Origin of the sequence: Treponema phagedenis (assembly GCF_008153345.1) — a bacterium.
Lineage (GTDB): Bacteria > Spirochaetota > Spirochaetia > Treponematales > Treponemataceae > Treponema > Treponema phagedenis.
In genome coordinates this window covers 2061720-2082962 of sequence record NZ_CP042818.1, presented here as the reverse complement: position 1 = coordinate 2082962, position 21243 = coordinate 2061720, and the positions used below count along the sequence as shown (strand labels likewise).

The window sequence follows — 21243 nt, the reverse complement described above, 5'->3', positions numbered from 1 at the left end:
TCCAAAATTACATAAATAAGATTTCCGTTTTTAAGGGACAGGATCATAACCGCCCTTATGAAACGGATGACAACGCAAAATCCGTTTGATTGCGAGAAAAACGCCTTTGAAAGGACCATACTTTTTTATGCTTTCAAGCGCATAAGCGGAACAGGTAGGGTAATATCTGCATGTGGGAGGAAAAAGCGGAGAAATTGCTTTCTGATAAAATTTGATAACTCCGATACAAATTATACTTAGAATTTTCTTTATTATTTTCATCGCTATTAGTTTATGGAAAATAGACCCGCTTTATTAAACAATACTTTTAGCTGCCCGGTACGAGCAGCAAAAGTATTGTTTCCCGGAAACAAAAGGAGAATTAAATCAAAACCCTGATTTAACTCTTTTTTCATTTGCCTATACACTTCCTTGGACAATCGGCGTGCAGCATTTCTTTGCACGGCGTTTCCATATCCGCGCGGGAAAGTGCATAAAAACCGATTATATTCGAGCTTATTCGGCAATACAAATAACTTTGCTCCGTTGCAGTAATACTTGTTCCCTTGTTTGAAAACAGATTTAACATTCTGAGCGCCGCACAGACGCTCTCTTTTAGAAAAAAAAGAGCGTTCCATGAGAAGAAAATCAGTACGGTTTTTTTTCGTCAGATACGGTAAGCTTGTATCTGCCTTTTGCTCTGCGGCGCTTCAGAATTGCGCGCCCGCCCCTTGTCTTCATCAGTGCACGAAAACCGAATCTGCGCACGCGCTTTGTTTTGCTTGGTTGATATGTCCGTTTCATAAAACTAGACTCCTTATATATTGTAGAGTGTTTAAACCACTCAAGGTTTATAATTTATTGCTGAAGCCATACTATATTGATATTTAAGATAAAAGTCAAGCACAGAATTTGCTCCTGTTGTAAATCTGTAATAATTTTGTTTGCATGTTGATTGTAAGATGCGGATTGCGTAAAAACAATTGTCGAGCCCAATACATGAGGGGGAATGTAGGACTCGATATTAAGCTTGCTTTTTTTCAGAACATGGCTTATACTTACGACATGTGCGCAAAAATAACTGCTTCAAAAGAAGATTATTTAGAAACTATTTATGATTTATCTTTAGTTGATGAACACGTTCGTTCCATTGATATAGCAACCGTTCTCGGTGTTTCAAGGGCAAGTGTGAATAAAACTCTGGGGATTTTAAAAGAATCCGGTTTTATTAAGCATGAACCGTATGGAACTGTGCTGCTTACCAAAAAAGGACAGACAATAGCAAAAAATGTACGGCTGAGACATAACGCTTTGCATATGTTTTTAGAAGAGGTTTTAGGAGTAGAAAGTAAAAAAGCTGCTGCGGAAGCTTGCGAAATGGAGCATGCAATTAGCCAGGAGACAGCTCAAAAACTTTATGAGTATTTAGAAAAAATCGGAAAATCCCCCGGTTTGGATCCTTTATCAAAAACCCATAAAGTCCAAAGTACTTATGAGCGCTCTCTTAAATAACGTACGTGCGCTCATATTTGAAGCTTAGATTTTTTAAGTTTCTTTAAAAAAGTAAAGTTTCTCAACAAAATCAATGATTAATCGATAGGATTTTATTTTCTCCCTCTATCTTTTTTCCTTATTTTAGTGTATACTTTTGGTATGAGGGCAAAGATATGAAGCTTTTTCAAGATAATAAATCTTTATATGGCGTGGTAGTTCCGGTTTCCGCATTGCGTTCAAAAAAAAGTTTGGGAGTAGGGGAGTTTCTTGACCTTATTCCCTTTGCGGATTTTTGTAAAAAGGCCGGTTTAAAAATTATTCAGCTTTTGCCGGTAAATGATTCCGGTACCGATAAATCCCCGTATAGTATTTTATCCGCCGTTGCTTTGCATCCTCTTTATCTCTGTTTACAGATTATGCCCGGTGCAAAAAAATTTGAAAAAGAGATAAAAAAAATGCAAGCTGAAGAAAATAAGAAAAATCGCTTTGATTACGAAAAAATACTGCATGAAAAGGTTGTTCTTTTGCACGCCATGTTCAACGTGGAAGAAGAGTCTATTATAGAAGATGCAAAAAACGGAGAACTCGCCGAATGGATCCAAAAAAATACTTGGATAAAAGAATACGCTGTATTCAGAAATTTAAAAAGACAAAATTTTAATGCATCATGGAAAACTTGGACATATATGCGATCTCCGACACAGACCGAAATCATGAACGCGTGGAATGACTCTGAACTTTGGCATGAGCATTTGTTTTATGCATGGATTCAAATGCATTTGCATAAACAGCTTTTAGAGGCGGCGCTGCATTGTGAAAAAATCGGTATTGTCCTTAAAGGGGATATTCCCATCATGATGAATGAGGATTCAGTGGACGTTTGGGCAAACCCTGAGTTATTCAGGATGGATTTACGGGCAGGGAATCCGCCTGACGGAGATAATCCCGACGGGCAGAATTGGGGCTTTCCGATTTATAATTGGGAAAATTTAAAAGAGACAAATTACGCATGGTGGAAAACAAGGCTTATCCTTGCTTCGCACTATTATGCCGCTTATAGACTGGATCATATTCTTGGTTTTTTTAGAATCTGGGCAATTCCGGAAGGGGAGTGTACAGGCTTTCTTGGCTGGACTATTCCTTATGAGGAAATTCTTTCTCGTGAATTATTGGAACTTGGATTCACAAAAGAAAGAATCCGATGGATGTCTGAACCGCATGTGCCCACGCAAGCAATTGAAGCAGTTAATAACAATGATTATCTATACACTCACGGACTCTTACATAAGCTTATGGATAGAATAGGAGACGAAGAGCTTTGGCTTTTTAAGCCGCAAATAAAAACAGAATCCGACATCTATGCAGAGAATCTTCCGTTTGCAGTGCAGACAGAACTCTGTAAACGATTTCGCGATAGAATATTTATCACCATCGGCAGAGATACTAAGGCACGCCCCGTTTTCATGCCTTCATGGAATTATAAAAATACTACCGCATGGGGCTCCTTGTCGGATACTGAAAAAGAAGAACTTAAAAAACTCTTTGATAAAAAACAGAATATCCAAGATGAGTTGTGGAGAAAACAGGCAAATGAAATTCTCGGCCAGCTTTGTCAATCGGTAGAAATGCAGGCTTGCGCCGAAGATCTTGGAGCCATTCCTGCCTGTGTTCCCGAAACGCTTGAAAAACTCGGCATTTATAGCTTAAAAGTATTCAGATGGGAGCGAAAATGGGAAGAAGCACAGACTCCTTTTATTCCTCTACAAAATTATATTCCGATGAGCGTTGCAACAACCTCGGTGCATGATTCTTCTACCTTGCGCGGTTGGTGGGAAGAAGAGGCAAGCCCGTCCGATATCCTTTCTTTTGTAAAGGCAATCGGCTTTTCAGATTCAGAATGTATAACCCTTAATTTCGCTAATCAAGGTGCCGATGGATTGCTTCCTGCCGAACAGGTTTGTCCGTACTCCGAAGAGGTTGCAGAAAAAATACTTCAAGCTCTCTGTAAAGTGCCCTCAAAGCTTATCATATTCCCGATTCAGGATTGGCTTGCGCTTATTCGAGATAAGACAGGCGGTGTTGCAGCATCAGATGAACGTATTAACATTCCCGGAACAGTTAATAGTTTTAACTGGAGCTACCGTCTTCCTCTTTTTTGTGAAGACTTGATACGCGAAAGCTCGTTAATAGAAAAAATAAAACAACTGATTCAAAATTGCTGATGACAGAAAATTTTAAAGGACTGCGGCTCCCTGTCCTGCTTTGCAAGCAAACATTTCTGCGCGCAGTCCTGTTTTTTCAAAATACTCTTTTGACACCGACTCTATAAAGGCATCGATAGAATTTTTATGTACCAGTGCGATTGCGCAGCCGCCGAATCCTGCACCGGTAATTCGTGCGCCAAGACAGCCTTCCTGTTTTACCGCTGCTTCCTGTAAGCAATCCAGCTCAAAACCGGTAACCTCGTAATCGCTTTTTAATGATTGATGCGATTGATTTAATAGTTCTCCGAGTGTTTTTAAGTCTTCTTTTTGTAAGGCGGCAACAGCCTTATACACCCGCTCATTCTCAAAAATACAGTGGCGCACACGCTTTTTTATCGTTTCATCGGAAATCAGATGTTGATTGGCAAAAAAATCATCCGCAGTGATTTCGCATAAAAAGTTCACGGGCAGCGCTTTTTGTAATAAACGCAAGCCTTCCTCACATTCACTGCGCCGTTCATTATATTTTGAGTCCGCAAGGCTCCGCTGCTTATTTGAATTCATTACAATAAATTTATAAGATTTAAGCTCAAGCGGCACATACTCATACTCCAATGAAGCGGTATCCAAAAGCATTGCATAATTTTTTTTACCCATTGCAATGCTGAACTGATCCATAATCCCGCAATTAACCGACATAAACTCATGCTCTGATTGTTGTCCTGCTTTTGCCAAGGCTATACCGTCAATTTTAAAATCAAACAGTTTTGCAAGAGCCAAACCGAAACCTATCTCCAAAGCTGAAGAGGATGAAATGCCGCCGCCCGCCGGAAGTTTGCTGAATAGTAAAACTTCAAAACCGCTTAAAACATTTAATCCCTTATTTTGCAAAATTGTATACATTCCGTTTAGATAATTTGCGTAATCATTTTTTTTATCATAGGTAAATGTATCGTGAATATCAAACACAAGTCTTCCGGGGAACCGAATATCGTCATAGATAATTTTTGTATCGGATCGTTCTCTGATGAGTACATATAAAAACCGATCAATTGCAGCGGGAAACACTTTTCCGCCGTTATAATCAATATGCTCTCCGATAATATTAATTCTTCCCGGTGAAGCAATAACAATAACTGAGTTGTTTGATTCTCCGTATCGGATTTCAAACTCTTTCAGCAACTCTTTTTTTGTATCTTCTTCATTTAAATCGGTTAAAAATTGAATATGCTTTTGTCCTTGCATAGATCCCTCATTGCAGTATTTAAAATAATTCGTTATATTTTCAAAAGGGCGGGACTGTTGGTAATCCATACCGCCGGGATAATCTTTAAAAATAAAATATAATTAAAGATTATAAAAAGTATATAGAGAAAAAAAATGAAAATCAAGAGGGGCTATGTTAGAAAAAAAACAAATAACTATTCCTGCTCATGCTCCGATTATTGCGCAAACACTTGCATATACGGATTGCACGATTATGCAGCTTGCAGAAATTTCTGCAAACAATGTTGTTGCCGCCTTAAAAACCGACTCCGGCAGAAAACACTTCAGCTTTTCTTCAAAGGATATCAGCTGGGGAATACTCTATTTTACACAGGAAGAAATCGGATTTTATGTTCCCGCCTCGGAGAATTCCATGCAAGCACTATATCGTACGCTCGGTTCCATGCAAAACAACCTGCCAAAAGAAATACATTGCATCCTAAATCGACAAACCCATGCGGCAGGATTTCTCTTCCCCGCGCCGCAGAAACGCAATCTAATTCTTCGGCTTCTCATTCCCGACTCTGAGCCGCTATGCATACTTTCCTGGCAGATGCACGGCAAACCGCAATCAGTAAGGTTTCAATTACACTCAGCAAATAAAAAATTCATCGAAACCTGCCCCCGCCTCATAATCTAACTGCCTAACTGATTAATGAATGCAGCCAAATCGAAAAGCAGCGCTTCCTTATCATAGGTGTAAGCTCCGCAAACAAGGCGTACGCATGAAAAAAATACCAGCATGGAGGGAGTAAAAATTATTCGAATATACAGAAAATTGCGTTAGGCGGACGGAGGACGGCTTAGCATTTTTTTAAAAATGCTAAGCGAGACTGTGTAAAAGTTTGTGTATGAAAGGCCTCCTGATTAGGATAAAATAAAATCATAATCAGGAGGAATTTTTATGGCAAGAAAAAGACCAGAAACAAACAGAACAAAAATTGCAAAGATGTTGATAGAAGAATATCAGCCTAACTCTGTTCAAGACATCCAAGACGCTATCAAGGACCTTTTGGGTGACACACTTGAACAAATGCTAAAAGCAGAGCTTGACGAGCATTTAGAGTATGAATATGGTGCTACACCTTTAGGGCTTAATACTAGGAATGGATCTAGCAAAAAGACCGTAAAATCTTCATCTGGCGAAATAGAAATACAGATACCCAGAGATAGAGAAGGTACTTTTGAACCACAGGTAGTTAAAAAATATCAAAAAGACATCTCAAACATAGAAAATCAGATAATATCAATGTATGCAAAAGGGATGACAACAAGAGATATCTCAAACCATATCAAAGAAATCTATGGATTTGGGCTGTCAGAATCCATGGTATCAAAAATAACAAATAAGATACTTCCAAGTATCGAAGAATGGCAAAACAGGCCACTTGAGTCAGTTTATCCAATAGTCTTCTTAGACGCGATACACTACAACGTAAGGGAAAATAGCATAATAGTCAAAAAAGCTGTCTACATAGCCCTAGGCTACACATCAGAAGGTTTCAAAGAAATACTAGGCATGTGGGTAGGAGAAAACGAATCTAGCAAATACTGGCTAATGGTCTTAAATCAGCTAAAAGATCGAGGATTAGAAGATGTACTAATATTCTCAACAGATAACCTCACAGGCTTCACACAAGCGATAGAAGCAGTCTATCCAAAAGCAGAAATACAAAAGTGCATAATACATCAAATACGCTCCTCAACAAAATACGTCTCATACAAAGACATTAAAGAGTTGATGAACGACTTAAAAACCGTATACAAGGCTCCAACCGAAGAAATAGCCCTAATACAATTAGACGAATTTGAAGAAAAATGGGGAAACAAATATCCAACATGTGTAGATAGCTGGAGAAGAAACTGGGCAGAATTGTCAACATACTTCAAATATCCACAAGAAATGAGGACCCTGATATATACAACAAACTCCATGGAAAACTTCAATAGACAGCTAAGAAAGGTAACCAAGAATAAAAGCATCTTTCCAAGCGATTATGCCCTACAGAAAAGCCTTTATTTAGCCATGATAGATGCATCAGAAAAATGGACTCAAAGGATCAGAGGATGGGATAAAATTAAGTCCCAGTTGAGCATTTTCTTTGAAGGGAGGATATAAGTTAAGAAAAAATACCTTGAGAAAAGACAAGATTGGCTAAAATAACACATTTGCCTAAGTTATAACAATCTTGCCTTTTCACAAGGCTTAAAAAAATAAAATAAAATAAATATTGACGGCTCTTATTTGTATGTGCAATAATAGAGCCAATACCAGAGATAATGAACTCTAATACAAATCTAAGAAAACTGCTTTTAACCTAATCAGGTAAAAGGCCCAAACACAAAACTATTCACAGACCCTATGCACAATTTTTATTCTTCATGCGTACACCCTGAACTCCGCACTCGTAGCATGGACACTTTTTTTAAAATTGTATATAATTTTTCTTGGCGGGATTTACGGTGGAAGATGTATTTACAGTACTTGATTTATTAGATTTAAATTTAAAAGAACATGATTCTCTTGATCTGCATTGCATCAGCGGGCAGGACGGGCTTAAACGGGATATTACAATACCCGATCTGAATCGTCCGGGACTTGCGCTTTCAGGCTTTTTTGATTCTTTTGCGCATCGGCGAATCCAAATTTTCGGACGCGGAGAATGCGCATATCTGGAAAAATTACTTGAAATGCATGAGTATGGCAATATTGAAAAAATGTTTACGTATAACATGCCTTGCAGTATTTTTACCCATGCCATTCAACCGCCGCAAAAATTTTTAGCTATTGTTAAATCTTCAGGGTGCCCCATTTTACAAACAAGTCTTTCCTCAAGCGACCTCTCGCTGCGTTTAATGCGGGTACTTTCAAATATCTTTTCCCCAAAAATTTCCATACACGGAGTATTAGTGGAAGTATACGGTTTAGGAATTTTGCTTTTGGGGGATTCAGGTGTGGGAAAAAGCGAAACTGCCCTTGAGCTCATTGAGCGCGGGCATCGGCTTGTTGCAGATGATTTAGTGGAAATATCCTGCTTAAACGGAAACAGTTTGATCGGACGTGGTGTAAATCGGATTATTGGACATCATATGGAAATACGCGGACTCGGTATTATTAATATAACGCAGCTATACGGTGTCGGTTCCATACGGGAACAAAAAGAGATTCAACTGGTAGTAAAACTTGAAGAGTGGAATTCATCAAAAGTATACGATCGACTTGGAACCGATGAGCTTACAACAGAGATCTTAGAGGTAAAACTTCCTCTTATAGAAATTCCGGTAAAGCCCGGAAGAAACATTCCTATCATTTTAGAAACTGCGGCAATGAATGAGCGCTTAAAAAGCATGGGGTATTTTTCCGCAAAAGAATTTAATCAAAATGTTATGAAGTGGATCGAAACAGATGCCAAACGAAGTCCGTATTATAGCGGAGACGATACATACTGAAAAATTGACAGCGAGAGGAGTAAGCGATGATAACTAAAAAACTAAAAGTATTAAACAGGGCAGGAATCCACGCGAGACCTGCTGCGCTCATTGCGCAAACGGCAAACAAGTTTTCTTCAAATCTCATGTTTAAAAAAGACAATGCGGAAATAAATGCAAAATCTATTATGGGAATTATCACTATGTCTGCTGGGTATGATACAGAGCTTATTCTAACTGCCGAAGGAGACGATGCGGCGGAGGCAGTTGCTGCGATTGAACTTTTATTTACCGGTAAATTTGAAGAAGAGTGAAAGAAATACGTAAAGCAATTCAAACAGATTTTTTTCATATACCTTTTTTAGTTTTTCTCTTATTTCTTGTTATTCTTGCTTGTTCCGTTGCGGCTGCCGCAAGTGCAAAACTCTTTTTGTCGGAAGGTATCGCACACGGCGGGCGGTTACTTTTCTTTTTTGTACTTACTCCTCTTATACTGATAATTGCCGCCATTGTTATTTTCTTTGTGCTTATGTCATCGGCAAAAAAGAAAAAAAGCAAATTACGTGCAAAACTTTTTATCATTGTTTTTTTTATTTCTTTTTTCCAAGCAGTATTGGTAACGCTTATAGCTTCTTTTTTTATCACGGCTCCGATAAATGAATTTTTTACTAGCGAGTTTGAAAACAGTGCTTTTGCGGCTAATGAGATTCTTAATTTATACACAAAAGAAAGAATTGCAGAAGTGGAAAGAATTTGTGATCGGTATTTCACCGGTTTGAATCTCAGCCATTTTCTTCAATTAAATAAAAACTATCTTAAAGAAATGCGAATAATTGATGGAGGGGCGGCTGCGTATCAACTGTTTGAAATAAAAGATGATTTGTTACGGTTGCTAAAAGCTTCAGGTGACAGCGCTCTTTTTTTGTCCATAGAAGAGTGTAAGCTTGCTAAAACAGAAACAGCTATTAAAACGCTTTCCGATGAAAAATCGGTTATACGGGCGGTGCGATATATTTCGTATGGAAGAAAAAAATATCTTGCAGTGTATACTTCCACCATGCCGGATAGCTTTTTTAAAAATGCAGAGCAGATTAAATCTCTCCACACACAGGTGCTTCGTGCAGAAACAATTAAAGAAATTATAGCGGGTATACCTATTCGTATACTCATTTTATTTATTTTACCGATTATTTTATTTTCCTCCCTTGTGTATTATAAAATTATTATTTTTATCGATGAGTATCACAGTACCCTTATCGCCTCCGTTTCCGCATTAGCGGAAGGGCATCCCGCACTGTATATTACAAAACAAAATTTTTTATGTGCAGAAGTTAGCGACTCAATACATAATCTCATTAAAACAATGCGGGAAGAAAAATAAAGAAGGAGAAGTTATGGCTGCGCCTGTATGGCTTTTTTTAGGTTCTGAAATAGGAGAAAAAAACACCGCGATAGAAAAAATAAAAGAAAGAGCGGCAACGTTAGGCGTAATTGATGTGCAGACTTTTTATGCGATAGACACACGCATACATGATGTGGTCAGTCTTTTGCAAAACGGCTCTCTTTTTTCTGATGTCCGTTTTATCATTTTTCGTTCGGCGGAATTAATCAAAAAAAAAGAAGAGATTGAAATACTGACTACATGGATAAAGTCCGCAGAAAATACAACCGACAGTTTTTTAATTTTGCTTTCAGATGAGACAAGCATTGATAAAAAAATTGAAGCGGCAATTCCGCCTACGCAAAAAAAAATATTCTGGGAATTATTTGAAAACAAAAAACAGGAGTGGATTAAAAATTTTTTCAGCAAAGAAGGCTTTACCATTGAAAATGAAGCGGTTGCAACACTGCTAGAATTAGTTGAAAATAATACTGATGCTTTAAAAGCAACGTGCACACATTTAGTGCTCTTTTTTAAAAAAGGAGCGCGTATCAGCGCTGCCGATATTGAAGAGTTGCTTTCGCATAATAAAGAAGAAAGCCCTTTTACACTCTTTGATGCGCTTACAAAAAAAAAGCTTGAGCTTGCTTTAGATATCAACCGTAAATTATTACTCTCCAAAGATTCATCACCGATTCAAATTATTGCAGGGCTAACCTATACATTTAGGCGTTTGTATGATTGGCATGTATTGCAATTGCAAAGCGCAGGAAACGCAGATGATAGTAGTTTAAAAAAAGCTGGTTTTATTTCAAAAAAAGCAATTGAGCAATATCGACGTGCTGCTGCTGTATGGGATAAGGCGGCAGTATTAAAAATTATCGCTTTACTGAACAAAACCGACTTTGAGATTCGATCATCCGGAACGGTATTGCAAACAGCTTTGATGGAAATATGTCTATACACTATTTTGGTACGCGGCGGAAATACACCCGGACAATACCAACCCTATTAAAGCCGGCGCTTTTATAATCCAGGTAAAATTTATAAAAAGGAGTTCGACACGGCGCAACGGCGAGCAATTTACCATAGGAATGCTTAAATCCGCAGTCCCTTATTGTTGATACCCCGATTTTTATAACAGGAACTTAATTACAAAACGTTACACTAGGTAAAATTTATAAAAAGGAGTTCGACACGGCGCAACGGCGAAGTTTTAAAGCTTCAATTTTACAATTTTGTATTGATGCTTTTAAACATCGTTTTGCAATTGTTCTGGTTTTAATATCCATGGCAATTTACTATAATGTGTTGAACCTCTATGATGATGTCCCTTTGTAAGCATCGTAAAAATGACCCCATACTGAAGTGTTGGATGGGCAGCATAAAAGGCAGAAAAACTACTTATGAAACTAAGCGTTTTTTCGGGGCGATCTTTCTGCGGAAAGCATGTAACAGTAAATTTTCACTTTAGCAGGGCAACAGCGTTAGGCGGACGGAGGGCGGACGGCAAGTTTTTCAAAACTTGTCGGCCGGATCATTTAGCGGCAGCAATTTCTGCCGCTAAATAGCCGGAGCTTTAAGCGGAGACCGTAGTACGCCGGCGGTTTGCAGGTGTTAGGCTCCGGCAAAGTTAAAGTTAAGCCGGCCCTTGAAAAATTTCAAACCGCAACGCCCAACTAAACATTTTCGCTCCCTATCTTCATACGATGACTCTGACAATTTATACTTTTGCTCTCGACTTTTTCACTTGTTTTATGTATTATATACAGGGAGGTGTTTTGAATCCATATGAGTGAAAATGATAAGAAAAATAGGAATGAAGATCCGAATGATCCGTTTAATTTTTTTAACCGGGGTCAGGATACTAATTCTCCCAACGATAAAGAGCCGAAGCATAAAAAGCCGCTATGGCTTATTATTGCAGGTGTTTTTATAGCCTTACTTTTTATAAATCAATATCTTTTAACAAGAACCGACAATGCAATTCCGTTTTCTGAATTTAAGGATAGAATAGAAAGCGGTGAAATTGTACGGGTAAGAATGGGTCCTTCGTATTTTTACGGATACACGAAATCAAAAGAAAATACAAATACAAATCCTTCATTTTATTCTTTATTTAATTCCACCGATGATGCCGCTTATCAAACAGTCGGCGTGCTTTCAGACGGGTTTTTAAAGCTTTTGGATGATCGCAGGGTAATATACAGCATAAAGCCGCAAGAGCGAAACTATTTGTTTGATATTCTGCAATATCTTTTTCCAATCTTAATTTTGGTGTTGATCTGGCGCTTTTTCTTTAAACGAATGACTTCCGGTATGAACGGACTTGGCGGCAGTATTTTTTCCGCAGGCCAGGCCCGCTCCGCCGCTGTGGAAGAGGGAAAGGTTACCACAAGATTCAGCGATGTTGCTGGTGTTGATGAGGCAAAAGAAGAGTTGATGGAAGTGGTTGACTTTTTAAAATATCCAAAAAAGTATACTGAAATAGGTGGTAAAATACCGCGCGGTGTGTTGTTGGTCGGCCCGCCCGGTACCGGTAAAACATTGCTTGCGCGGGCGGTTGCCGGCGAAGCAGGCGTGCCTTTTTTCAGAATAAGCGGTTCCGATTTTGTTGAGATGTTTGTCGGCGTCGGGGCTTCCCGTGTGCGGGATCTTTTTAAGCAGGCACGGGAAAAGGCTCCCTGTATTATTTTTATTGACGAGCTTGACGCAATCGGTAAGAGCAGGATTAACAGCATCAATTCCAATGATGAGCGTGAGCAAACCCTTAACCAGCTTTTGGTAGAGATGGACGGCTTTGATAACACAACCGGTCTTATTTTGCTTGCAGCGACAAACCGCCCCGATGTGTTGGATCCGGCTCTGTTGCGTCCCGGACGGTTTGACCGTCAAGTAGTGGTTGATCGTCCCGATGTAAAGGGTAGGGAAGCTATTCTTAAAATCCACGCAAAAAATGTAAAACTTTCTCCCGATGTTGATCTGAAAGCCGTTGCGCGTATTACCAGTGGCTATTCCGGTGCCGATCTTGCAAACGTTATTAACGAAGCTGCCTTGCTTGCGGTTCGTTCGGGCAGAAAGGTTGTCATTAATACCGACTTGGACGAGGCGGTAGAAAAAGCGATGATAGGTTTGCAAAAGAAAAGCAGGGTAATCAGGGAAGAAGAGCGCAGAGTCATTGCATACCATGAAACAGGACATGCGCTTGTCAGCACCTTTACCGACGGTGCAGATCAGGTACATAAGATTACAATCATACCGCGCGGAACCTCCACGCTTGGGTACACCTTTCACATTCCGGAAGATGATAAGCATATTGTAACGCAAAAACAGTTGCTTGCAGAGGTTGACGTATTGCTTGGCGGGCGCGCGGCGGAAGATGTAACATTCAATGAGATTTCTACCGGTGCCGGAAACGATATTTCACGAGCATCCGACATTATTCGCGGCATGATTACCGATTACGGAATGAGCGATAAATTTAAGAATGTTGCCTTGACTAAGCGCGGTTCAGGCTATGGTGCGGGAGACCCGCAGTTGGTAAGAGAATATTCGGAATCAACGCAACAATATGTTGATGAAGAAGTTGCACGAGTTATGGAAGAGCGGTATCAAAGGGTTACAAATCTTTTGACCGAAAAAAAGGATTTGCTTACCTACATTGCGGAGCGGCTGCTGGAAAAAGAAACCATCGAATTTGATGAGTACAACGAAATCATTAAAGCGGAAGGAAACCTTTCTTCTCTTAACGGTAACGGAAAAGAAGAAGCCGAAACTCCTTTGGTGCAGGCTGATGAAAAACCGCAAAATGATGCTTCCGAAATTTAAATACATGTTTTGATTAGACCATAACAAAGCGGCTTACGTAAAGCCACTTTGTTATTTCCAAACGAAAACCCAAACACCACACAAGCACACATCCGCTCTACAAAACACAACATAATAGTAAATAATAATTCTCTTTGCACATCAAAACATATGCAAGATTACACAAAGTTAACTTGACATGCCATTAGCAAGTGTCAATTGTTGCTATATGTATCGGCATGTTTTCTCCAAAAGTTAGTTGTGAATGTCCCGTTATTCTATATACCATGAACGATTATCAATTAACTTTAATGCAAAAATTATGCGAAAGCATAAAAACGGGAGATGAGTTGATACATGTTCAATCAAACATGTTTGTATGTTTTTCAAAAAAATATGAAGAGCTGCAACCACCGGATATCATCGAAGACTTGATAAATGGCGGGGCTTTAAAACCTGAACAGAAAGACGGGAAATACATAACCTATCATCAAACAATGGACTTATTCATTGCGTGGATTTTTGAAAATAACTACGGCGACATTCCACCTGCATTTATTTCGGAGAATATCCGGACAGAAAGGAAAGCTGATTATTCGCTTGAGACAATAAAACGTCTTATGCGTGAATATAGGGACACTCAATAAAACGGTACTATTTCGGTATTGCAAACACACCTAAACACAAAGACACACAAAAACACGGTACTATTTCGGATATTGCCATCTTAAAAATCTGATAGACTTCGCCTTATGAAAAATACAACAAACATACAGAATGAGTATTTTACTCGGCAAGACCTATGCAAGATTTTTCAATTGAGCATGGGAACGGTGGATAAGCTCGATATTCCACGAGTTTATTTTGGGCGGGTTGTTCGGTTTAGAAAATCGGATGTAGAGGCGTTTATAAAAAAAGGGGGGCGAAAATGCACGAGCAGCCGGACTTTGAAATAATCAGTAAGGAATTAGCCCGTCAATGTAGCGGTGTTGAGTTTGGAGAAGTAGGACTACGGCTTGTAATTCATCAGGGAAGAATAACCATAATCGAGTATCTAAAAACACAGAAAGAGCGGCAGAGAGCGGGGGCAGCTATTTAATATCGTCAAGCGTCCGCATTGCTTCAGCGAGAAGGGTTTTAGTTCTATCGACAGTTTCAGCGTTATTTGGGTGCCGTCCGGTTATAAGGTACTCAACAGAAACATTGAGTGCGTGGGCAATTTTATACAACGAGACGGCATCTGGAATTATGGATTTTGAAATCCATCCTTGAAAAGTCCTAAAAGGGATATCGCATTTTTTTGCAATAGCTTCTTGTGTGGTGTTTTGCTCTTTTATTAGAGGTTTTACATTATTCCAGATAGAATCAGCGTCCATACTCTCTATATCGGTATAAAAAAAGAAAAAATAACGCAAAAGAGCGTAAAAGTATATTGACATTAACTCTATACAGAGTTAATATAAAGCAATAAACACTCTTTTTAGAGTGTATTACAGACGGCTTGCCGTCCTCTTAAAGTACTCTGTTTCGGCGAGGCTTACAAAGGGTTTTAGGGAAGGGTTCGCTTTATGCGGTCTGTGTTGTCGGCAAGCTCAAGTGGCTATGAAAATTCTCTAAACAGAACTGTTTACGTTCTTGTTTTGGGAGTTTTGCCCACCAACACGATAGAGATACACGGGGTTCATTCTCTATTGTGTTTTGGGGAAGCATGTTTTTTTGGAGGTATATTTAAATAGGAAAGCGCAAAAAAGCCGCCCGTTATTCTGATTTGGTTTTTTGCAAAATATATAAAAACTCCTCATAAAGAATATATATTTACTTCATCGTATCCAAATTCTCGATAGCTTTCAAGAGGAGGTCTTTAGTTTCTGTGATTTTTGGTGCGTTATCTTTTTCTTTTCCCGTTACTAAATACTCGACGGAGACGCCCAGAGCGTCGGCGATTTTATAAGATTGTTCGGCATTCGGCAATCGGTCTTTTTGTATCCACTTACTGAACGTATCAGGAGGAATATGAATAGATGTTGCTATGTCTTGCTGAGTTATATTAACAACCTTTAGCAGCTCTTTTACACGTATCCAAAAATCTAACATACATAGTTTATCGGAATAACGGACAAAAAACCTTATAAAATGATATTTTTTATAAAAAAACTAAAAAAAAAAGGACAAATATCCTGAAAAGTACTTGACAAAAAAGGATAAATGTCCGATAATATAAATACAGTTAAGGATTAAAGCACTAAAAAACTTGCAGTGTATTTTTTTAGTGCCTTATAGCACTAGCTAAAAAGCGACTTAAGAAACACTGCATTAGTCTTAGGTCGCTTTTTTATTTACCTGTTAGGAAAACAGGAAAGGAACAGATGATGAAATATTTTAAAAACAACATGACCTTAGAAGAAGTAAAAGCAACTTACAAAAAAGAAGCTTTAAGAGTACATCCGGATGTTGGAGGGTCTACTGAACAAATGCAGCAATTGAACAATGAATTTGACATTGCTTTTGCAGTGGCTAAACGCTATGCGCCTGTAGAAGTAAAAGAGACGGCGAAAGAGTTCACGTCCGACTTTTACGCACAACGAGGATGGACAGGCAAGCGTTACACTAGCGGCTTAAGGAATAAAGACATAACCGCTATTATTCGAGACTATGTCAAATATGTACATCCTACATACAAATTTTCAGTTTCCACAACAGACAGCCGTATAGATATAGCTTTAATGGAACATCCGATTGAATTCACAAACAGAGAATTAGTAGAAGGGTACGTAAAAAGTTTATCCCCTGATGAGCGTTGCTTTGTGCCTTCTCTTAACGATAAACTTCGCCGCTGTCAACTTACAAAAAAACAGCGTGAAGAGTTTATCGAGTGGACAATCCAAACAAGCGGAAGATGTGAATTGGGTTTTGGTGCTTTGCACAAAGGTTTATGTCCATATATCAATCCTGTAATATGGACTGTTATAGAAGACGTTTTCAACTTTGCAAATTCATACAATTTTGATTACAGCGACGTAATGAGTGATTATTTTAATACTAATTTCTACTTGTCGATGGAGGTTGGCAAAAGTGAGAAGCCCGCAAAGTTTGTAGAGCGCACCGCACGAATAGCACCGACTAAAGAAGCGAAAGGCGCTAAACGACTTACGGCATAAATCAAAACTTCCGCCGGTGAATAAAAGCCGGCGGAAAACATGGAGGAATGAAAATGGATTTAACAAAAAAGATTAATGATTTAATCAAGGCAAAAGATGCTTCGGGATTGATGGCACTTATTAAAGAACATGGCGGGTATATCTTTAGAGCGGAACTTACTACGGTAACAACTGAAAAAGCGGTAAACTGCGACTACCTTTATACAACTTCATTTGAAGAAGCTATTTCTAAAGCAGAAGAATACCGATGTTATTCGTTCGCCCAAAAAGAAATCAGACATTATATAGGCCTCGATGTGCTTTATGCAATCGATACGGACGGAGAAAATTATGGCTACGTTCTTTATTCAGAAACGCAGGAGTGTGATCGCAAAAACAATCTCAATGATAGCAGTTTTTTTGAGCGTGTAAAAGAAGTATTTGAAACGCTGCCGGAGGATAAACTAAAGCGGTTTAAGAAATGTATTAAGGCAAGTTTAATGTAGGAGAAGTATGAAAAATGAATATTGAGGAAATTAAAAAATTATCTTTAAACAGAAGGAAGACAATAGCGAAAAGTGAAAAGACGCCGCAAAACATTTTATTATCTCTTGCCGCAAGCGATCCTCATCGTTATGTACGGGGTGCGGTTGCAGAAAACATAAACGTAACAGCAGATATTTTAGAAATCTTATTAGAGGATGATGACCTATATGTACGGAATAAAGCACGTGAGCGGCTGGGACTTTTTAAGCTCCGTTTATCAGAAGAGCGAGAAAAAACGATTGAGGAAAAAGCGGAAGATATAGAAGATGAATGCGACTGCTTGGCTGATTTTGAAACAAAAAAAGAACGAGGAAAAGCAATAGAAAAAGAACAAGAAAGATGGGCAAAGGGAGTGGTGGGATTTTGTCAATAAAAACGCCGACTTGTTAAGCAGGTGTTTAGAAGATTTTGAAAAAGCGGAAAACGTAAGCGCAGGACGTTTCACGCAAACAGATATTTGAAAAAGCGGGTTTATTTATTTTCAAGTGCGTAAGGGAAATGTAAACCCTGACAGAAAAACAAGGGAGTCTATTAGTATTGTCGAACATCGCAGACAAATAAACATGGTGTTATTCCTTTACTAGACCGCTTACCATTTTAAGGACTACTTCTAAATCTTGGTCTGACAAGGTTTCGAGAATTTCCACAATGGGAGCGATGCGGGCGGGCGGTTTCCAGTGCGGTGGATTTTTGCCGGTTACGAGAAATTCCATAGGGACATCAAGATATATGGCAATTTTATACAAAACATCGGCTCTAGGGAAATTGCCTCTTTTATCCCAGTCGGTAAAAGATTGAGAGGTTATATTGATAGCGTTTGCGAGAGCCTGTCGTTTTTCATTTTTCAGTTTCAGTAGGTAGTCAATTCTTCTTACTAATTCTTGCCCTGTCATATATATTCAATATCGGCTGAAAAAAGAGAAAAAAAATAAGAATTTTCTTAAAATTCTGTTGACACTTCAGCAAATGCTTGTATAATATAAATATATTCAGCGAATGCTGATTATAGAAAACAGAATAGAGCATTAAAAAGAATTAGTCGTGTTCTTCTTTTTAGTGCTTTCGCACGAAGAAGCGACTTAAGGAAACACGACATCTGCCTTAAGTCGCTTTTTTTTCTTAAAGGAAAAAAGGGAGCGGAAATATGTATTCCTTTCAAGTAACGAAAGATGGATTTGAATTAACAGACAGAAGTATAGGACTAATTGTTAAAACGGGAACTTTCAAAGAATGTTGCAGATACATCATCGAAAGTGAAAATAAAAAATCTATAAACCACAAGAAGGAGTAAAAAGATGAGCGAACCTATTACCAAAGTATCCGAAACAATCAGCTTTGAAGATGATTGCACTTTTGGGAATGTTGAAACAAAGCTTTCTAATGGCTGGACTGTTACGCAAAAATTTAGCTGGAGCTTTGATAGTTATTATGAACCTGAAATTGACTATCAATGCGAAGACGTCGGGGATTTATCCATTTTTGACAAAAACATGGAGCCTTATTCTAACGAGCTGACCAGCGAGGAAGAAAAAGCGCTTGCGCGGTTATGTATAAAAGACGCTGATGAATTGACAGACGCCGTATATCAACAAACGGACTGGAAATCACTAGCGGAAGAAGTGCGGGAATACAACAAAAACCCTTATTCATACTATGGAGTAACTCCACTTGATTTTATTTAAAAGGTAAAACGGATGACAAAAGAGCAAGTAATTAAAAGTATGACATTTTTTAGGCACGATGAGTACATGTATATCTTTTGGCGGAATGTATATAACCGTCAATATAGCAACGTATCCGGAAGCAATAAATGCTCCGGCGCATGTGAAAATTGCAAATGCAAAAACAAGGAGTAAGCAAATGGCAGTAGTAGTAATGGTAATCGGGGAAAGCGGAACCGGTAAATCAACGAGTTTACGCAATTTCAAAAGAGGGGAAGCCTCAATCGTAAACATTTCAAAAAAACCTTTACCGTTTAAATCTGAATTAACGGTTTTAAAATCGGATAATTACGCAGAGATAATGACGGTATTAAAAAGAGCAGCGGCAAAAAGCATCGTAATTGATGATTGTCAATACCTGATGGCGTTTGAATTTATGAACCGAGCAAAAGAAAAAGGTTTTGAAAAGTTTACGGATATCGGGAGCAATTTTTTTCAATTAATCCAAACGGCAATAAACCTTCCTGATGATAAGATTATATATTTTCTTTCGCATATTGAGCAGCTGGACGGCCGAGAGAAATGTAAAACAATCGGTAAGTTACTCGATGAAAAAATTACGCTTGAGGGACTTTTTACAATCGTTTTAAAAACAGTTGTAGCAATTGATGGTAATAATCAGCGTCAGTTTTGTTTTGCAACAATTAACAATGGAGCCGACACCGTCAAATCCCCGATGGGAATGTTTGACTCGCTGCTTATTCCGAATGACTTAAAAGCGGTAGACCGAACAATACGAGAATATTATTCATTGCCCGCAAATGAAGGTGCACCTGCACAAAACAAAAGCAAACAAACACAAAATAAGGAGACAACACATGTTAAACCGTCAATCATGCAATTTGCAAGATAATAAGTTTGTGTTTGATGAACAAACGCATACGTATAAGGTGAATGATGTAGTAATCCCTTCTGTAACGCAAATCATCCGTTCTGTTACCGGTGAGGACTTGTCGCATATTCCGCAGCGCAATTTAAAAGCTGCTGCGGATCGAGGGACTGCAATTCATAAAGAAATAGAAACCGGCAATATTCAATCGGCTGAAGCTAAATGGATTGAAAAGAACATCAACCGTTCAGCATGTTTGTTTGAGGCAATGTTTTATCACAATCATAACGGCTTTATGTTTGCAGGGACGGCGGACATTGTTGGCACTGATATTCTTTTTGACATAAAAAGTCAGGCGAAAGAAAACATACCGTTATGGACGTTACAGCTTAATCTTTATAATCTCTTTTTTAAAAGTAAAAAATTAAAAGTTTTACATGTCCCAAATACGGGAATATTTAAAGTGTATGACATTCCGTTTCTTTCGGAAGAGGCAATACAAGAAGTATTTGATTGTTATCAATCAAAAAAAATTTTAAAGGAGTTTAACACTATGGCAAAACAAACAAAAGAAATTGTGGCGCAGCCGATAGCCTTATCGCTTGAGGTATACACACAAAACGTCGGGGAGCTTACAACAAATGCGAAAGAATTAAAAGAGCAGGTTAAAAATCAAATTAAATTATACAAGGCGGAAAATTACACCCCTGAAAATATTGATGCTGCAAAAAAAGATAAGGCGGAACTGAATAAGTCAGCAAAGCTTTTAAATGACAAACGCATTGAAATTGAGCGAGCATTTATGGCTCCGATTGAAGAGTTTAAAACAACCGTAAATGAAACAGTCTCTTTAATCAAAACCGCTTCAAATGCAATTGATGAAATTGTTAAGGAAGTAGAAGCTCAGGATAAGGCGGTTAAAAAAGCAACTATCATTGAATATTTTAATTCGCTTAATTTTGACCTTGTAGATTTTGCGCTGCTTTTTAATGAAAAATGGCTTAACAAAACAATGAAGCTTGATGATGTTTTCGCTGAATTGAATAGCAAAACAGAAAAAATTAAAAACGATTTAAAAATACTTGACCGGCTTGGAGAAGATGAGGCAAAAGAATTTTACCTTTCAACGCTTGACCTTGATGCGGCCTTTGCAAAAGCAGATGAGATAAAGGCAAACAGGGAGCGATTAGCAAAGGTTGAAAATCAGAAAACCGTAATTGAACAGATAGAAGATATTCCGTCAATCGAGGCTGCTCCGTTTATGGCAGAGCAGGGACAAACAGAAATCGTTGATGTTACAGGGTTACTGCAAGAACCGCAAGCGGCACAAACAGCAACGGCGCAATTATATACGGTACAGTTTTCAGTAAGCGGATCGGAAACTCAGTTGTTAGCTTTGCAATCATTTATGGATGAACAAGACTTAGAATATCAATTTTTAAAATAAGGA

The 21243-nt window shown here is 38.4% G+C and carries 24 protein-coding genes; 17 read left to right on the top strand and 7 right to left on the bottom strand.

The window, feature by feature from the left end; all coding sequences use genetic code 11:
• Nucleotides 1–30 precede the first annotated feature (30 nt).
• From yidD to rpmH, 3 genes are read right to left on the bottom strand one after another with little or no spacing between them, the layout of a single operon-like run.
• Nucleotides 31–261, bottom strand: coding sequence for a membrane protein insertion efficiency factor YidD (yidD, locus tag FUT79_RS09290; RefSeq protein WP_024752559.1), 231 nt, complete (start codon nucleotides 259–261; stop codon nucleotides 31–33).
• A gap of 5 nt (nucleotides 262–266) precedes the next feature.
• On the bottom strand, nucleotides 267–617 hold the full coding sequence (gene rnpA / locus FUT79_RS09285) for a ribonuclease P protein component (RefSeq protein ID WP_002696619.1): 351 nt from the start codon (nucleotides 615–617) through the stop codon (nucleotides 267–269).
• Between the two features lie 10 nt (nucleotides 618–627).
• On the bottom strand, nucleotides 628–783 hold the full coding sequence (gene rpmH / locus FUT79_RS09280) for a 50S ribosomal protein L34 (protein ID WP_002696620.1): 156 nt from the start codon (nucleotides 781–783) through the stop codon (nucleotides 628–630).
• A 261-nt stretch (nucleotides 784–1044) separates the two neighbouring features.
• On the opposite strand from rpmH, the gene FUT79_RS09275 reads away from it, so the two are divergent.
• Both FUT79_RS09275 and FUT79_RS09270 read left to right on the top strand, forming a co-directional pair.
• On the top strand, nucleotides 1045–1491 hold the full coding sequence (locus FUT79_RS09275; protein WP_024752560.1) for a metal-dependent transcriptional regulator: 447 nt from the start codon (nucleotides 1045–1047) through the stop codon (nucleotides 1489–1491).
• 155 nt (nucleotides 1492–1646) lie between these two features.
• A complete protein-coding gene (locus tag FUT79_RS09270) occupies nucleotides 1647–3695 on the top strand; it encodes a 4-alpha-glucanotransferase (protein ID WP_044634210.1) in 2049 nt (682 codons plus the stop codon).
• Between the two features lie 12 nt (nucleotides 3696–3707).
• Here the strand turns inward: FUT79_RS09270 and FUT79_RS09265 are convergent, their stop codons facing one another.
• The gene (locus FUT79_RS09265; RefSeq protein ID WP_024752562.1) at nucleotides 3708–4922 is read right to left on the bottom strand and encodes a galactokinase; all 1215 of its coding nucleotides are present in this window, start codon (nucleotides 4920–4922) and stop codon (nucleotides 3708–3710) included.
• A 154-nt stretch (nucleotides 4923–5076) separates the two neighbouring features.
• Between FUT79_RS09265 and FUT79_RS09260 the strand changes: the two genes are divergently transcribed.
• The 9 genes from FUT79_RS09260 to FUT79_RS15135 all read left to right on the top strand — a co-directional run bounded on the left by FUT79_RS09260 (nucleotide 5077) and on the right by FUT79_RS15135 (nucleotide 14659).
• Entirely contained in the window at nucleotides 5077–5583 is a 507-nt protein-coding gene (locus FUT79_RS09260) for a hypothetical protein (RefSeq protein ID WP_024752563.1), read from the top strand.
• Between the two features lie 264 nt (nucleotides 5584–5847).
• A complete protein-coding gene (locus FUT79_RS09255) occupies nucleotides 5848–7062 on the top strand; it encodes an IS256 family transposase (protein WP_148878865.1) in 1215 nt (404 codons plus the stop codon).
• Between the two features lie 344 nt (nucleotides 7063–7406).
• A complete protein-coding gene (gene hprK, locus FUT79_RS09250) occupies nucleotides 7407–8393 on the top strand; it encodes an HPr(Ser) kinase/phosphatase (RefSeq protein WP_148889583.1) in 987 nt (328 codons plus the stop codon).
• Between the two features lie 26 nt (nucleotides 8394–8419).
• Nucleotides 8420–8686, top strand: a complete 267-nt coding sequence (locus tag FUT79_RS09245; protein ID WP_002696632.1) for an HPr family phosphocarrier protein — start codon at nucleotides 8420–8422, stop codon at nucleotides 8684–8686.
• Nucleotides 8683–9753 carry a hypothetical protein gene (locus tag FUT79_RS09240; protein ID WP_148889581.1) on the top strand — a complete coding sequence of 357 codons (1071 nt, stop codon included), beginning with the start codon at nucleotides 8683–8685 and terminating at the stop codon, nucleotides 9751–9753. The genes FUT79_RS09245 and FUT79_RS09240 overlap by 4 nt, the downstream gene beginning before the upstream one ends.
• Nucleotides 9754–9766: 13 nt before the next feature.
• The gene (gene holA, locus FUT79_RS09235; protein WP_187426468.1) at nucleotides 9767–10768 is read left to right on the top strand and encodes a DNA polymerase III subunit delta; all 1002 of its coding nucleotides are present in this window, start codon (nucleotides 9767–9769) and stop codon (nucleotides 10766–10768) included.
• A 776-nt stretch (nucleotides 10769–11544) separates the two neighbouring features.
• Entirely contained in the window at nucleotides 11545–13581 is a 2037-nt protein-coding gene (gene ftsH, locus FUT79_RS09230) for an ATP-dependent zinc metalloprotease FtsH (RefSeq protein WP_024753613.1), read from the top strand.
• Between the two features lie 191 nt (nucleotides 13582–13772).
• A complete protein-coding gene (locus FUT79_RS09225) occupies nucleotides 13773–14207 on the top strand; it encodes a hypothetical protein (RefSeq protein WP_148889580.1) in 435 nt (144 codons plus the stop codon).
• A 281-nt stretch (nucleotides 14208–14488) separates the two neighbouring features.
• Nucleotides 14489–14659 carry a hypothetical protein gene (locus FUT79_RS15135; RefSeq protein WP_156144639.1) on the top strand — a complete coding sequence of 57 codons (171 nt, stop codon included), beginning with the start codon at nucleotides 14489–14491 and terminating at the stop codon, nucleotides 14657–14659.
• Here the strand turns inward: FUT79_RS15135 and FUT79_RS09220 are convergent.
• Nucleotides 14652–14936 (bottom strand): helix-turn-helix domain-containing protein, encoded by a 285-nt coding sequence (locus FUT79_RS09220; RefSeq protein WP_187426840.1) that lies wholly within the window; start codon nucleotides 14934–14936, stop codon nucleotides 14652–14654. The two genes, FUT79_RS15135 and FUT79_RS09220, sit on opposite strands and share 8 nt — an antisense overlap.
• A gap of 439 nt (nucleotides 14937–15375) precedes the next feature.
• On the bottom strand, nucleotides 15376–15654 hold the full coding sequence (locus FUT79_RS09215; RefSeq protein WP_024753616.1) for a helix-turn-helix domain-containing protein: 279 nt from the start codon (nucleotides 15652–15654) through the stop codon (nucleotides 15376–15378).
• A 272-nt stretch (nucleotides 15655–15926) separates the two neighbouring features.
• On the opposite strand from FUT79_RS09215, the gene FUT79_RS09210 reads away from it, so the two are divergent.
• From FUT79_RS09210 to FUT79_RS09200, 3 genes are read left to right on the top strand one after another with little or no spacing between them, the layout of a single operon-like run.
• Entirely contained in the window at nucleotides 15927–16718 is a 792-nt protein-coding gene (locus tag FUT79_RS09210) for an LPD29 domain-containing protein (RefSeq protein ID WP_148889578.1), read from the top strand.
• Nucleotides 16719–16765: 47 nt separating this feature from the next.
• Nucleotides 16766–17203, top strand: a complete 438-nt coding sequence (locus FUT79_RS09205; RefSeq protein ID WP_148889576.1) for a hypothetical protein — start codon at nucleotides 16766–16768, stop codon at nucleotides 17201–17203.
• 14 nt (nucleotides 17204–17217) lie between these two features.
• Nucleotides 17218–17616, top strand: a complete 399-nt coding sequence (locus FUT79_RS09200; RefSeq protein ID WP_024753619.1) for a hypothetical protein — start codon at nucleotides 17218–17220, stop codon at nucleotides 17614–17616.
• A gap of 196 nt (nucleotides 17617–17812) precedes the next feature.
• Here the strand turns inward: FUT79_RS09200 and FUT79_RS09195 are convergent, their stop codons facing one another.
• Nucleotides 17813–18136 carry a helix-turn-helix domain-containing protein gene (locus FUT79_RS09195; RefSeq protein ID WP_024753620.1) on the bottom strand — a complete coding sequence of 108 codons (324 nt, stop codon included), beginning with the start codon at nucleotides 18134–18136 and terminating at the stop codon, nucleotides 17813–17815.
• A 402-nt stretch (nucleotides 18137–18538) separates the two neighbouring features.
• Here FUT79_RS09195 and FUT79_RS09190 point away from each other — a divergent pair, with 402 nt between their 5' ends.
• Genes FUT79_RS09190 through FUT79_RS09180 form a run of 3 tightly spaced genes read left to right on the top strand, consistent with a single transcriptional unit; the run spans nucleotide 18539 to nucleotide 21240 of the window.
• Nucleotides 18539–18925, top strand: a complete 387-nt coding sequence (locus tag FUT79_RS09190; RefSeq protein ID WP_044634970.1) for a hypothetical protein — start codon at nucleotides 18539–18541, stop codon at nucleotides 18923–18925.
• A gap of 58 nt (nucleotides 18926–18983) precedes the next feature.
• Nucleotides 18984–19817, top strand: a complete 834-nt coding sequence (locus tag FUT79_RS09185; protein WP_197071828.1) for a DEAD/DEAH box helicase family protein — start codon at nucleotides 18984–18986, stop codon at nucleotides 19815–19817.
• Nucleotides 19783–21240 carry a DUF1351 domain-containing protein gene (locus tag FUT79_RS09180; protein WP_044634219.1) on the top strand — a complete coding sequence of 486 codons (1458 nt, stop codon included), beginning with the start codon at nucleotides 19783–19785 and terminating at the stop codon, nucleotides 21238–21240. The genes FUT79_RS09185 and FUT79_RS09180 overlap by 35 nt, the downstream gene beginning before the upstream one ends.
• Nucleotides 21241–21243 lie beyond the last annotated feature (3 nt).

Coding starts and splice junctions, on each gene's coding strand:
- rnpA (WP_002696619.1), bottom strand. CDS start 617: ATGGAACGCTCTTTTTTTTCTAAAAGAGAGCGTCTGTGCGGCGCTCAG.
- FUT79_RS09195 (WP_024753620.1), bottom strand. CDS start 18,136: ATGACAGGGCAAGAATTAGTAAGAAGAATTGACTACCTACTGAAACTG.
- FUT79_RS09185 (WP_197071828.1), top strand. CDS start 18,984: ATGAGTACATGTATATCTTTTGGCGGAATGTATATAACCGTCAATATA.
- holA (WP_187426468.1), top strand. CDS start 9,767: ATGGCTGCGCCTGTATGGCTTTTTTTAGGTTCTGAAATAGGAGAAAAA.
- FUT79_RS09180 (WP_044634219.1), top strand. CDS start 19,783: ATGTTAAACCGTCAATCATGCAATTTGCAAGATAATAAGTTTGTGTTT.
- FUT79_RS09270 (WP_044634210.1), top strand. CDS start 1,647: ATGAAGCTTTTTCAAGATAATAAATCTTTATATGGCGTGGTAGTTCCG.
- FUT79_RS09275 (WP_024752560.1), top strand. CDS start 1,045: ATGTGCGCAAAAATAACTGCTTCAAAAGAAGATTATTTAGAAACTATT.
- rpmH (WP_002696620.1), bottom strand. CDS start 783: ATGAAACGGACATATCAACCAAGCAAAACAAAGCGCGTGCGCAGATTC.
- FUT79_RS09255 (WP_148878865.1), top strand. CDS start 5,848: ATGGCAAGAAAAAGACCAGAAACAAACAGAACAAAAATTGCAAAGATG.
- FUT79_RS09200 (WP_024753619.1), top strand. CDS start 17,218: ATGAATATTGAGGAAATTAAAAAATTATCTTTAAACAGAAGGAAGACA.
- FUT79_RS09190 (WP_044634970.1), top strand. CDS start 18,539: ATGAGCGAACCTATTACCAAAGTATCCGAAACAATCAGCTTTGAAGAT.
- FUT79_RS09245 (WP_002696632.1), top strand. CDS start 8,420: ATGATAACTAAAAAACTAAAAGTATTAAACAGGGCAGGAATCCACGCG.
- FUT79_RS09260 (WP_024752563.1), top strand. CDS start 5,077: ATGTTAGAAAAAAAACAAATAACTATTCCTGCTCATGCTCCGATTATT.
- FUT79_RS09265 (WP_024752562.1), bottom strand. CDS start 4,922: ATGCAAGGACAAAAGCATATTCAATTTTTAACCGATTTAAATGAAGAA.
- FUT79_RS09210 (WP_148889578.1), top strand. CDS start 15,927: ATGATGAAATATTTTAAAAACAACATGACCTTAGAAGAAGTAAAAGCA.
- yidD (WP_024752559.1), bottom strand. CDS start 261: ATGAAAATAATAAAGAAAATTCTAAGTATAATTTGTATCGGAGTTATC.
- FUT79_RS09220 (WP_187426840.1), bottom strand. CDS start 14,936: ATGGACGCTGATTCTATCTGGAATAATGTAAAACCTCTAATAAAAGAG.
- FUT79_RS09215 (WP_024753616.1), bottom strand. CDS start 15,654: ATGTTAGATTTTTGGATACGTGTAAAAGAGCTGCTAAAGGTTGTTAAT.
- FUT79_RS15135 (WP_156144639.1), top strand. CDS start 14,489: ATGCACGAGCAGCCGGACTTTGAAATAATCAGTAAGGAATTAGCCCGT.
- ftsH (WP_024753613.1), top strand. CDS start 11,545: ATGAGTGAAAATGATAAGAAAAATAGGAATGAAGATCCGAATGATCCG.
- FUT79_RS09205 (WP_148889576.1), top strand. CDS start 16,766: ATGAAAATGGATTTAACAAAAAAGATTAATGATTTAATCAAGGCAAAA.